Below are 13,273 nucleotides of genomic sequence, written 5' to 3'. Positions count from 1 at the left end.
AAGTGGTATTCCGTAATTTTCATCACATTGCTACCCCCCTTAGTCCCCCCTTGTAAAGGGGGGAAACAATAAAAATCCAGTTCCCTCCCCTTTACAAGGGGAGGGTTAGGGTGGGGTAAAAAATATTTGATACATCAACCATAACTTTTCAAACACCCTCTAAGAGTCTATCATTTGATACGAGTTAATTTATTCCTTCATACAACTCTTTAATTGCTGAATCCGAATTAAAGAAAATTTTCATTTAATTAGGGAACGGTAGCCAAAAAGGCATTATTTACGAGTTGTCTGGTTATAGACAAAGAACATTAATATTTTATTAATGCTGTTTCATCATGCAAACTCTTGAGGTACAGGTTAATGATAGGCAAATCAACTCTCATAGATATAATTGTTGGCACAAATCGCGGTTTATTAGCAAATCAGCAACAACAACAAGCTATTTTAGCAGCGATCGCTAACTTAGAAGATTTTAATCCTACACCACGGCCATTAGCAGCTAGTAATTTACTAGAAGGCAACTGGCGACTACTATACACCACAAGCAAAGCTCTATTAAACATAGATCGTTTACCCTTATGTAAACTTGGTCAAATTTACCAATGTATTCGCGGAGAAACCAACAGTATTTATAATATAGCTGAGATTTATGGCATTCCTTTATTTGCAGGATTAGTTAGCGTTGTTGCTAAATTTGAACCAGTCTCAGAACGGCGTGTACAAGTAAAATTCCAACGTTCTATCATCGGGTTACAAAGCCTAATTGGCTATACAACACCAGGAAACTTCATCCAACAAATTGAATCGGGGCAAAAATTTACAGCTTTTGATTTTCCCATTCAAAGTGAACAACAAGGTTGGTTAGATATTACTTATATAGATGATGATCTCCGGATTGGCAGGGGGAACGAAGGTAGTGTTTTTGTATTAAGTAAGACATAAGACATTTTGCAAGGGGTATTTGGGAATGAGGTTAATCTATTATAGGTACTTTGTCAAGGGGTAAATTAAGAAGATTAACAACTTATTCCCCATGAAAATTCACCAATTTGACAAATAACTTAACAAAACCACAAGCCAACACCTTCAGGATGTAGAGTGAGAACAATCAGCCCTACTTTAACGGCAATTCATACTTCAAAAGGGAAGATCCATCATGGTTCAACGTGGTTCTAAAGTACGTGTTCTCCGCCCTGAGTCCTACTGGTTTCAGGATCTTGGTACAGTGGTTTCTGTTGACAAAACCGCCATCAAATACCCTGTAATTGTTCGCTTTGAGAAAGTTAACTATTCTGATCTCAATACCAACAACTTTGCTGTAGATGAGTTAATTGAGGTCGAAGCACCTAAACCCAAAGCCGCAGCAAAATAAACAGCCAAGCATCAAGGGGATTGTTTAATGGGATAATAGGAGGAGATGTCAAGGTGAAAATCTTGCCCATTTCCTCTCTTTGACCATACCTGCCCCTAAAAATATTATTTGCTTGAATGCCTGAACTGCCTGAAGTTGAAACAGTCCGTCGGGGTTTAAATCAATTAACCCTGAGTCAAGAAATCACGGGAGGAGATGTATTGCTACAACGCACCATCGCCTACCCGGTTTCTGTTGATGAATTTATTAACAAAATTAAAGGCAATACCATTGCTACCTGGCATCGTCGTGGTAAATATCTCCTCGCTGAACTTTCCTCCCCTTCCCCCAGTTATTTAGGAGTTCACCTCCGCATGACCGGTCAGTTACTTTGGTTAACCCAAGATGAACCTTTACACAAACACACCAGAGTCAGGTTATTTTTTGGGGAAAGGCAAGAATTACGCTTTGTTGACCAGCGCACCTTCGGGCAAATGTGGTATGTTCCTGGTTCTACGGCTGTAGAAAGTATTATGACAGGTTTGGCAAAACTGGCAGTTGACCCCTTTTCCCCAGAGTTCACTTTAGAGTATTTAGCCGATAAATTAAAAAAATCCCGTCGTCCCATTAAAACTGGATTATTAGATCAGTCAATGGTGGCAGGATTAGGTAATATTTATGCAGATGAAGCTTTGTTTAAAAGTGGGATTTTACCAACAACTCTTTGTACAGAATTGCAACTTCCAAAAATCGAACTTTTGCGAACTGCAATTATTCAAGTTTTATCAGCGAGTATTGCGGTAGGTGGGACAACTTTTAGTAATTTCTTGAGTGTTAAAGGCGTTAACGGTAATTATGGCGGTGAAGCGTGGGTTTATAATCGCACTGGCGAACCTTGTAAGGTTTGTGGTAACGTGATCCAGCGAATTAAGTTAGGTGGGCGTTCTAGTCATTTTTGTTCTCAATGTCAAAGTTAATTAGGTTAGCATTGAAAACTAAATTACTTTTCTTCCTGCATACTTCTCACAATTTTCGTCACCATTTTCCTAGGAATAAACCGCACACATTTTGACATCAGTTTGTTGATAAAACCAGGAATAATAATGATTTTCCCCTTCATTAAAGCATCATATCCCATCTGAGCTACAGTTTCCGCATCCATCATATTTTTACCCTTGAGCATTTTAGAATCTGCCATGCCGGTTCTTTCATGAAAAGCAGATGCTGTTGAACCTGGACAAAGAACTGTGACGGTGACACCTGTACCTTCTAATTCATTAGCGATCGCTTCGGAGAATGATAAAATATAGGCTTTGGTGGCAAAATAAACTGCCATTAATGGACCTGGTTGAAAAGCAGCGGCAGAAGAAACATTTAATATTTTCCCATAACCTTGTTTAACCATGTCTTTGAGAAATAATTTTGTTAAATGGGTCAGACAAACTAAATTTACCTGCAGCATTTCTAGTTCAGTATTAAGATTAGTTTCATTAAATAACCCATAAGTACCAAATCCGGCATTATTTACCAGGATATCAACTTTAATACCAGCTTCTTGTAATTCCGAGAAAATTTCTTCAGGAGATGTAGATATAGATAAATCTTTGATAATAGGTTTAACAGAAATTCCAAATTCTTCTACAAAATCAACAGCTATTTTTGTGAGTTTTTCTCCTACTCTATCTACTAATACAAGATTATAATTATTATGAGCAAAAATCCGGGCTAACTGATAACCAATACCATTAGCTGAACCCGTAATCAAAACTGTTCCCTGGCATTTTATGTTCATTTTACAAAAAAGTGAATTAGCTGGAATTGGCACGGATAGATATTACCAACACCATTATACTAAATAAAAATTAAGCTGCTTATAATTAAGATTTCCAGAATAATTGACCGCAGATAAACGCAGATGAACGCGGATAAATACGGATAAAATAATGGATTTCATAATTATATGCAGCCTCATGGAAAATTGATATTAGGCAAGACTTAGGAAACCAGTCTGTACTAAATAAGATGTGTAAGTCATCAACAATTGAGAATCAATAGGTGGACAAACAATAGAACTGCCTTTTAGTGCTTCTAGGGTTTCTTCACAACTAATAATTGGTCTTCTCGCTTGTAAATACAAATCAGGAATAGTGATTTGTTCATCTGACCAACGTTCTAGTAAAAATGGCCGCAAAGTATATAAAGGATTGTCTTGAGATGTGACATTATTAATTAATTCTGCTTGCCATTCTTCGTAGGGAATCATCTTCAGTGAGAATCCGAAAGAACGCACCCAATCAACTAAAGATTTTAAGGAAGCAGGTTGAGGATGTTGTAAATGGAAAGCCTTACCTACAGATGTTTCTTGTCGAGAAAGATAAACAACTGATTTGCTGACATAATCAACAGGAGACATATCCAACATATAATCTACATCAGGGAAAGACCCCATTTGCAGACAACCTTTAATCATCAAATTGATGAAATCATGGGTATTACAAATTCCAGTTTGACTATCTCCAGAAATTAAAGGAGGTCTATGAATAGTAATAGGTAATCCTCGACTACCAGCAATTTTCACTAATTTTTCTGCTACCCATTTAGTTTGGGAATAACCGAGGAAAATACCTTCCCAGTCATGAAAATCATCATCTTCTTTAACTAACTTACCAGCATAAGCCGTTGATTCAAAAACAGCCACACTAGAAACATAATGCAATGGCTTAACTTTAGTTTGACAAGCTAACCGCAAAACTTCCTGTGTACCCAAAACATTCGCTGTTTTTAGTGCTGAGTAAGGATAAACATAATTCAGCAAAGCGGCACTATGATAAATAGTATCAATGTTAGCAGCTAGATTTTCAAATTGTTCTGCACTAATCCCCAAATGTGGCTGTGCTAAATCACCAATAATGGGAATAATTCTGCCACTATAATGATCTTGCCAAATGCCATATTGTTGCAAATTATTTTCTAATTTGCTTTTACCTTCTTCCAAACTACTAGCACGGACTAAGCAATAAAGAGTTGCGTTCGATACTTCTAGTAATTCCTTGATAATGAAAGCGCCTAAATAACCTGTTCCCCCAGTTAAAAAGATATTTTTAGGGTTAGTAACAGAAACAGCAGTACCTACGGGTTGAATAGTGGGGTCTAGGACAGCTTCCACACCCAAATCTAGCAGAGGAGGAGCAAAACTAACAGGAGAATTTGTCCCAGACCCTGCATCTTTTACTTGAGAATCATCACTTGATTCGTCTGCTAATCGCTGAGAAAGGGCAGCAATGTTAGGATAATGCCAAAGTAAAATAGGAGAAGGTTTAAATCCTAGTAATTCTTCTAATTTACTAATGATCATCATGGCTTGAGCAGAATCCAAACCATAATTTTCTAAGTTTTCGTCAACATCAATTTCTGCGGTTTCGACTCCGACAACTTCCGCAAGATGAGAAACTAGAAATGCTTGAATACTTTCAGCATTATAAGACTGTTTTAAATTCATTTTTTACTTCTCCAATGTAGAAGGAATTGGTTGATATTGACTGTAATAAGCAGGCATTTGTAAACCCTGCATTTTTAAACTGTGACTACGATATAAAAATGCTGTCCCCTTCATAATTTGGTCAGCAACATCAACAACATGACGCTGATTAGGTTCTGACAAATAAGAGCCACGCACCCAGTCATTGAAGCCACCCATAGCTGGTCCACACCATATTTGATAATCAACTTCCCGACCTTTTTCACCAGTGCTAGACCAGCGGGAAGATAACCCTAAATACCAGCGAAAGATTACAGCCATTTTCAATTTAGGATTATTAACAGCTTTACCCAATTTTTCAGGATTCTTTTGGGATAAATAAGCCGCTGCACCTTCCCAAACTTCCGCAAGACTTTTACGGAAAATTTGTTTTTCTAGCTTATCTTTTTCGGCTGCGGGAATCTGTTCAATAGAGTCGTAAGTGCGATATAATTCATACAATTTTTGCGCTCGCATGGGGAACATTGTCCCGCGTTTGAGAACTTGCAATTTGACTCCCATTTCAAACATATCGGCTGCGGGAGCCATGATCATATCTGCCATTTCGGCTTGTGCTAATAATTTTTTAGTATGTTCACAAGCACCAGATTCCACACAAGATTGATTAATTGAACCCGTCATTATATAAGCAGCACCCATCATAAAACCAGCTAAAGCTGCTTCTGGTGTACCAATGCCTCCAGCCACGCCAATTCTAATAGGAACTGAGTAATTATATTGGGCTTGAATTTCATCTCTGAGGGCAATAATTGAAGGTAATAAACATACTAAAGGACGATTATCTGTATGACCACCAGAATCAGCCTCCACGGTAATATCATCAGCCATTGGCACTTGTCTTGCCAACTTAGCTTGCAATTCTGTAATTAGTCCTTTCTCAAGTAATTCTTTGAGGATTCTTTCTGGTGCTGGTTGCAAAAATTTAGTCGCAACTTCCCGACGGGAAACTTTAGCAATGACCTTATTTCTGATATCAATTTGATTAGCTGCATTTAATCTTAACCCAGCAACTCGATAATAAACGATGTTAGGAGTTAAGTCTAAAAATGCTGATGCTTCTACAGTTCTGACACCATATTTCAAATATAAATCTACAGCCCGGCGTTCAATACCTGGTTCGTTAGGACTGTGAATTAAATTGAAAGCGTAGGGTCCATGAGGTAATGCTTGTTGAATAGTATTAATCGCACTTTCTAACCGTTCTGGAAGTAAACCACCTGCACCAAAGGAACTTAAAATTTTCTCTTTTCCCAGAGCAATTACCATTTCTTCGGAAGCAATACCCCCAGCCATTGCTCCGGTCATATAGGCGTATTTTACACCATAAGCAGCGAGAAAACTAGGGTCGCCAAGTTGTTGTAATCGGAGGGGAGGGAGTGAGATTAAAAGTTCTGCTTGTCCAGATGAAACATTATCATTAGGTGCTAAATAGCCATCATTAGTAGCACCAATTTTCCCGGATATTTTAATAATATAGCAGGGTTTATCTGATGTTAATAGTTTATCTTTGATGGCACTTTTTTTAAAGCTAACACAATCTAATGAACCTTTCCAAATTTGGTTTTGATGATTACAGGTGAAAAAACCCAGTCCATTATCATGTTTATTTAGTACCGTCTCGATTGTTGTCACGGTAGTTATTCCTCAATTTATAAGCAGGGTATTTGAAATGAAGTAAAAAAATTGGCGTTGCTGATCAAATATATGAATATGTTTCGCGCAAAGACGCAAAGGAGCTAAGGCGCAAAGTTTGAGATTTTTCAATTTCATACGTCAATTTAGCAACGCCGATTTTTGATTATTTCTCTTCGTTGAGTAGGTTTTGAGCGCAAGCTAATTGCAATTGAATGATTTCGCTCATTTGTTGACTAAAATCTTGTCTAGCTGCTAAGAAACTTGTGTGTGTTTTAGTTAATTTGGCGGTGTTGTTACTCAGGTTTTGATACTGAGCAATTTTTAAATCATTCATGCTAATTTTTCCACTAGATTCTTGATTTATGTTTTGCTTAATGATTTTTGTTGACTCAAAGAATTTTAGTTTCTTTGACAATTCCAAACCGTTCTCCATGATCGTTTTCATGGTATTTTTCTGTGGTTTGGGTTGGGGTTTGGGGTAAATTTCTGTGGGTACTATTTTCTCCGATGTCTGTAGGGAATTGATGATTTTATACTCTTGATGAGGAGAAATTGTTTGCTTTTGGTTATTAGCAAATATTTGGCGATTTTCTGCATTCAAAATTGCAGAAGTCATGGAATTACCACCTAATGTAACTTTCCTCAGTGCAGCTTTTTTCTGTTGGGTGTTTTCTGAGGATAAGTTATATAAAGGAGCGAGATTTAAGTTTACTTGATGACTCAATAGTTTTGCTAATGCTTTAATTAGGGAACTATGATCATCTGTGCCGCGTCGGTTTAGGGATACGGTAAGATGTTCTTGATTACCCAGATTTTTATCTATCCAGCGTGAACAAATACCACCTGCACCGGCTTCAATAAAGATTTTTGCTCCGTCACCATAGACACGATTAACTAAGCGGGGAAAGTCGAGTTGTTGACATAATCCTGTGGCAATATTGTGGGCAATTTGGTTGCTTTCAATTTCAATTGATTGATATTCAGCAGCGGAGTAAAACTTGATTCCGGGGATTTTTTGTGCTGGTAATGTGTATAAGGTTTCTAATTCTTGAGATTCTGATTGCATTGCTTGACAATGAATCACATGATCAAAAGGAGCAGGAAAAGAATTACAACCCAGGGTTTTAATTACTCGCTCACAAGCTGCTGGTTCTCCAGCAATTAATACTTCTTCTGGGGTATTAATCTGTGTTAGGTAAACACGGGTTTCATTTTTTAAACATTCTCTAACTTGAGCTGGAGTAGCCATAAGAACGTAGTTAGCCCATAACTTATTCTCTGGATTTGTGTCAGTTTTTGGTAGTCCCCAATACTCACGGACAGCGTTTTTGGAACCAGATAATCTATCTCCAAATAAAGCTGATGAATTAAAGGTATGACTAACTTCATAAAAATTGCTCCATACTCCTTGAGCAACCATCATGCTAGTTTCACCTAAACTATATCCTAAGACATATTTAGGTTTAATGTTAAAATCCTCGGTGATAATTGTGGAGATTAATCTGGTAAAAAGCACTTCTGCTTCAAACATTGCTAAGGAATCATCCAGCAATTTCTTTTCTAGTGTTTCTAATTGTCGAGTTGATAATTTACTCAAACTTCTCGGAAATACCAATTTTTCCACATCTGCTGCTCGTTCGTCAAGACTTTTGATAATGACATCATCTAAGACTTTAGGAAATAAACGGAAAAGACTCCGACCAATTCCTAAATAAGTATTAACAGCAGCGGGATAAACAAAGGCAATTTCTCCATTTTTACCCAGGGGTTTGGGTGTGAAATAACTACCTATGGGAGTCTGCCAATCTTTGCCATTTGCAAAGGCATTAGTTACACCTTTTTTAGCTGAATTAATTTCTTTAATTAATTCTTTTTGGTTGCGTCCAGTTAGGGAAAGTGTATATTTGCTGTCAGAATTTTGTTGAAATTTAACAAAGGTTTGACTCGCAATATTTTTGAGAGAATCAGCATTTTCAATTGTTGCTTGCAAATGATCCAACGCTGCTAATAAGCTAGATTGATCATCTGCTGCAATGGGGAATAAATGCAAAGGTCTTGATTCTAAATATGTGCTGGTACGTTCTGGTTGTGCGGTTTCTTCTGATAAGATGATATGGGCAAAAGAACCGTCACAACCAATACTATTAATCGCGGAAATTCGAGATTTGACCTCTTTTTGCAAAAACCAAGGTCTGGATTCCGTAGCAACGTAAAAAGGACTTCCTTCCCATACTTGCGGTGTTTTGACACCAGACCAATTGGGAGTTCCGGGAATATATCTGTGATAAATACTCAGTGCAGTTTTAATTAAACTGGCAATTCCGGACGCAACGAAGGTATGACCAATATTAGCTTTAACGCTACCTATAGCGCAGTGTAAACCATCACCAACGGCAGGATAAGCTTGAAGGATACCGTTAATTTCGGCTTCGTCTTCTGCGGGAATACCACTAGCGCAGACTTCCAAATAATTGACTTTTGTGGGTTCAATGCCGGCTTGTTGAAAAGCTTGTTGACATACTTGGCTAATGGTATGGCTATCTATAGCCATTGAGGAAGATTGACCAATGCTAATACCATCAATTACTGCATAGATACGTTGATTATTTGCTAACGCCGTATCATGACGTTTAAGAACAACTGCACCTGCACCTTCTCCCACATTCCAACCATTGGCTTTTTCGTCAAAACTTAAAGTATTGACTCCTGTATTAATTGTGCCAAATTGACTTCGCAATAAGACATTTTCTACCCCTCCTGCTAAGTCAACAGCACCCACAACTACAGCATCTACTTCATTAGTATCTAGGAGCATTTGCGCTAATTCTAAGGCTTTAAAAGCGGCTGTTTCGACGGCACTAATGGTAAAAGATGGACCAGAGAAATTCCATAAAGAGGAAATCCGACTAGCCATAATATTGGTAACGTAACTCAGATATTCACTCAATTCAACTTGATTGTGAATACTATCTTGAACAATGCCTTCTAGTTGATTGATTTTTTCTGGTGATAAGGCAATTTCTGCCCCATTCAAACCATCTTTTATTTGCCAAGATGAATTCCATCTTTGTTGGAGTTGATGTACAGATAATTCTGTATCTGCGGCGATAATTACCGCTACATTACTATTAGGTGAAAGTTCGGCATCTTTGAGGGCGCGGTCAGCAACTCTTAATAATAAAAGTTGTTGAGAGTTGATTTTTTCAACTTCATTAGGAGGAATTTTGTAAGCTAAAGTATCAACTTCAAAATTATCAATATATGCTCCTTGGGGGACTTTTCCTGCTTCTAAACCATACTCGCGCAGTAAATTTTCTTGTTCATTAATACCATGCCATCTTGATTCTGGTAAGGCGACAAAATGCTGTTTTACATCATAAATGCTGCTCTCAAAGGCATCTAATTCTTGACATTCACCAAAAAAGGCATCCATGCCCACAATTGCCATTTTTGCGGTCTTATGTTGCTGAATATTCATTTGCTTACTTCCCCTGTTCTAGAATGATATGAGAGTTTGTTCCACCAAAACCAAACGCACTTAAAGCTACTCTTTTAGTTTCTTGACTCGGCCATTCTGTAGGCGTTCTAACAATGTTTTTTGGAGAGACAACATTGTTTTCAGAACCTATGGGTTGAGTCACATGAATAGTTGGAGGAATAACCCCATGAGACATACTTAAAATTGTCTTGGTTATCCCCACCATGCCCGCAGCCACAAGTAAATGACCAACATTTGTTTTGGTTGAACCTACTAATGGTGCTGCTTTATATGGACTAAAAAAGCCTTCAATTGAGTTACATTCTGTGGTATCTCCCAATAGAGTGCCGGTAGCATGACACTCTAAATAATCAATAGTTTGGGGGTTAAGTTTAGCCTCTGAATAAGCTCTTTGATATGCCAGAGTTTGCCCTTGAGGATTAGGACTGAGAAGATGTTTACCTTTACCATCATTAGATAAACCATTGCCGCAAATTGTTGCCAGGATTTTGTCACCATCTCTCACAGCATCACTGTATCTTTTGAGCATTACCATGCCAATTCCTTCGGAGGTAATTAACCCGCGTGATGACTTATCGAGAGGACGACTAATGCCATTATCTGGATATCCTTGAATACCAGAAAATAACATTCTGACAAATAATGGATCTGCACAACTAATTGCACCAGCTAACATCAAATCTGCTTTGCCAGATTGTAAATAATGGGATGCTAATTTAATGGCGTAAAATGATGACGAACAAGCAGCATCTATACAGAAATGAGTTGCAGATAAAGAAAAGGCTTTGGAAACTATAGCAGCGGGTAAGCCGGAAACCATAGCATTGTATGGAGAGACTTTTTTGGAGGTTGATGAACCACCTAAACGAAAGTCTTTTTCCTGTAATAGTTCACCAATGGCAGGTTGAATATTTTGCTGATAAATAGGAGCAAATAGACTATTGGAAGCTTTGGTAGGAAATCCTAAAGTTCCTAAGACTACGCCACATTTTGCAAGTGCAGTTTGATTTCCCAGATAGCCACTTTGAATAATGGCTTGTTTGGCAGCGTACAATGACCATTTAAAGGTATTATCTAAGCTTTCAACAAATGCCGCAGGTAAGTTATACTCGTTGGCATCAAATTTAAAGTCGCGGATAAATCCACCTTTTTGAAAGTAGAATTTTTCCGGTTTACCTTTGGTTTCATCGTAGAATATAGCGGGATCTATTCCCAAATCCGCTACAGTTATAGATGATGTGGAATCTTTTTCTGCGGTGAGATTCTGCCAAAATTCTTCAGGATTATTAGCATCGGGAAATAGGCAAGATAACCCGATGATTGCTATTTTTTCCACTTTTGAAAATCCTCGTTGGGGCATAAGACGTGACTGAAAAGGATTTACGCTATTCCCCCAATCGGCAAGGATTAATAATATGAATTTGTTTCGCGCAAAGGCACAAAGGAGCAAAGGCGCAAAGAATTAGAGTTTCATATTATTTTACTTTTTATCTAACATTTTCATTGGCCAGATTACGGCTTTTGCTCCTAAGATTTTGGAGTAGATTTTTCCTTGACGATTATGGATAATGAAGTTGACTGTTGCACCTGTGTTGGTTTTGCCTATAATTTCACAGGAAACATAAAATGGGACGTTGAATGGTACTGCTAGATATTGTTCACAGTATGTTAATTGTCCTGGTAAACAAACTTCTTTATGGATATAATTTAACCATAACCATAATGTTTGGGTACTCAAGTCAATGATGTAAGGGTTGTGCCATTTTACGGGAAATTGTCCTTGTTCTTTGGCTGTAATTTCTTGCCAACAACATTCGGCTGTGAGTTTTTCTGGACTGATATTTAAAACTTTGGTAATTTTCTGGAAAGCTGGTCCATGAAATAGGGATAAATCACCATTTTGATAGAAGTCTTTGGCTGTATCAGTGACGATATTATCTTCTCTGAGATCCATTGCTTCATAAATGGGCGCTTCTGGCATATTTTTTACCAGTTTTATCAGAGAACTAAAGTGATAATGAGTTCTACCTTCGGGGGTTTTGCTCAATATTTTGGTCTGAAATTCGACAAAATCACCATCAACTTTGGCAACTTCTTGGATTTCTAGAATATGTTCTTTAGCCAAGGTAGAATTAAAGGTGATTCCTTTTAAAACTTTGAAGTCTTGGCAACTGAAATATGTGTAACCTGGATAAATTTCTTCACAGCCATTTACCATCCATGATTTAGCACAGGTTGCTGGTAAAACTGGTGAACCTGCAATTGTATGATCATGCAAAAATGGATTTTCTGCTAATGTCATTCTTCTGCGAATGCGATAGCTACGAAGTTCTAAACCTAAAGGAGCAGGTGGTAGTTTCATGGGACTACCAATCACAACTTGTGGATGATCTTGATAGGCTGGATGTAGTTCATTAACTAACATTTGTGTCCCAACTTCTACGGGAATAATACTAATTCCTCTTTCTGCAAATGCTTTTTTTAATTGTGGTGTCACCATGCCACTATCCCAACCACCCCAGTTAATTGCCACTACATGACAATTAGGGTTATATTGTTTCATCAAATGGGCTGATTTACTGAGAATTTCATTAGCGATCGCATAATCACTTTGACCGATATTACCATAAAATCCAGTCACGGAAGAAAACAATACTAAATGTTGTAATTGCTGGGGATTAACACAAGATAGGAGATTTTCTAAACCCTGAACTTTAGCAGTGTAAACTTTCTCAAAATCATCTTCTGTCTTTTTTTCAATTAACTTATCTGCTAAGTTACCAGCACCGTGAATAATGCCGGTAATTTGACCAACTTTATCAGAAATTTCTTGAAGTTTAGCTTGTAATTTTACAGTATCAGTGACATCAACACTAATATATTCAGCCTTTCCTCCTGTAGCTTCAATAGCTGCTAAAGTCTTCTTAATTTCCCGACTAGAATTAATCTGATTAAATATCTTTTGTACCATCATGGGTGTTGGTTTCTCACCTTGAGAAATCAAATTTTCCATAATGCGCTTTTTCAAAGCCGAATCATCTAAACAATTATGAGCATATTCTGGTTCTGTGGTAATTTCCGAACGACCTAAAAGAATAAACTTACAAGGTTGATGTTGAGCTAATTTAATAGTACATTGAGCAGTGATTCCCTTTGCGCCACCACTGACAACAAAGACAGAAGATGGGCTAACTTGAACAGTTGCAGTCATAACTATGATTTATGGGATTTATTTGATTTGGATGATTAA

The 13,273-nt window shown here is 37.6% G+C and carries 9 protein-coding genes; 3 read left to right on the top strand and 6 right to left on the bottom strand.

Features of this window, described 5'->3' with window-relative positions; genetic code table 11:
* Window positions 1-360: 360 nt before the first annotated feature.
* The 3 genes from BMF77_RS23310 to BMF77_RS23300 all read left to right on the top strand — a co-directional run bounded on the left by BMF77_RS23310 (window position 361) and on the right by BMF77_RS23300 (window position 2,328).
* On the top strand, window positions 361-942 hold the full coding sequence (locus tag BMF77_RS23310; protein ID WP_148766210.1) for a PAP/fibrillin family protein: 582 nt from the start codon (window positions 361-363) through the stop codon (window positions 940-942).
* A gap of 214 nt (window positions 943-1,156) precedes the next feature.
* The gene (locus BMF77_RS23305; protein ID WP_148766208.1) at window positions 1,157-1,372 is read left to right on the top strand and encodes a photosystem I reaction center subunit IV; all 216 of its coding nucleotides are present in this window, start codon (window positions 1,157-1,159) and stop codon (window positions 1,370-1,372) included.
* 116 nt (window positions 1,373-1,488) lie between these two features.
* Window positions 1,489-2,328 carry a DNA-formamidopyrimidine glycosylase gene (locus tag BMF77_RS23300; protein ID WP_148766207.1) on the top strand — a complete coding sequence of 280 codons (840 nt, stop codon included), beginning with the start codon at window positions 1,489-1,491 and terminating at the stop codon, window positions 2,326-2,328.
* A 23-nt stretch (window positions 2,329-2,351) separates the two neighbouring features.
* Here the strand turns inward: BMF77_RS23300 and BMF77_RS23295 are convergent, their stop codons facing one another.
* The 6 genes from BMF77_RS23295 to BMF77_RS23270 form a co-directional block, all read right to left on the bottom strand.
* Window positions 2,352-3,143: an SDR family oxidoreductase gene (locus tag BMF77_RS23295; protein ID WP_148766205.1), complete on the bottom strand. Its 792-nt coding sequence runs from the start codon at window positions 3,141-3,143 to the stop codon at window positions 2,352-2,354.
* Window positions 3,144-3,335: 192 nt separating this feature from the next.
* On the bottom strand, window positions 3,336-4,850 hold the full coding sequence (locus BMF77_RS23290; RefSeq protein WP_148766203.1) for a thioester reductase domain-containing protein: 1,515 nt from the start codon (window positions 4,848-4,850) through the stop codon (window positions 3,336-3,338).
* A gap of 3 nt (window positions 4,851-4,853) precedes the next feature.
* Complete coding sequence (locus BMF77_RS23285; RefSeq protein WP_148766201.1) at window positions 4,854-6,521, bottom strand: PfaD family polyunsaturated fatty acid/polyketide biosynthesis protein; 1,668 nt, start codon at window positions 6,519-6,521, stop codon at window positions 4,854-4,856.
* A gap of 166 nt (window positions 6,522-6,687) precedes the next feature.
* The gene (locus tag BMF77_RS23280) at window positions 6,688-10,002 is read right to left on the bottom strand and encodes a type I polyketide synthase (RefSeq protein ID WP_148766199.1); all 3,315 of its coding nucleotides are present in this window, start codon (window positions 10,000-10,002) and stop codon (window positions 6,688-6,690) included.
* A gap of 4 nt (window positions 10,003-10,006) precedes the next feature.
* Window positions 10,007-11,359, bottom strand: a complete 1,353-nt coding sequence (locus BMF77_RS23275; RefSeq protein WP_148766197.1) for a polyketide synthase — start codon at window positions 11,357-11,359, stop codon at window positions 10,007-10,009.
* Between the two features lie 144 nt (window positions 11,360-11,503).
* Entirely contained in the window at window positions 11,504-13,234 is a 1,731-nt protein-coding gene (locus tag BMF77_RS23270; RefSeq protein WP_148766195.1) for an SDR family NAD(P)-dependent oxidoreductase, read from the bottom strand.
* Window positions 13,235-13,273 lie beyond the last annotated feature (39 nt).

This window comes from Dolichospermum sp. UHCC 0315A, from assembly GCF_008121535.1.
Lineage (GTDB): Bacteria > Cyanobacteriota > Cyanobacteriia > Cyanobacteriales > Nostocaceae > Dolichospermum > Dolichospermum lemmermannii.
Note: the sequence above shows the minus strand (reverse complement) of the source record. Positions and strands in the feature narration are given on the sequence as shown.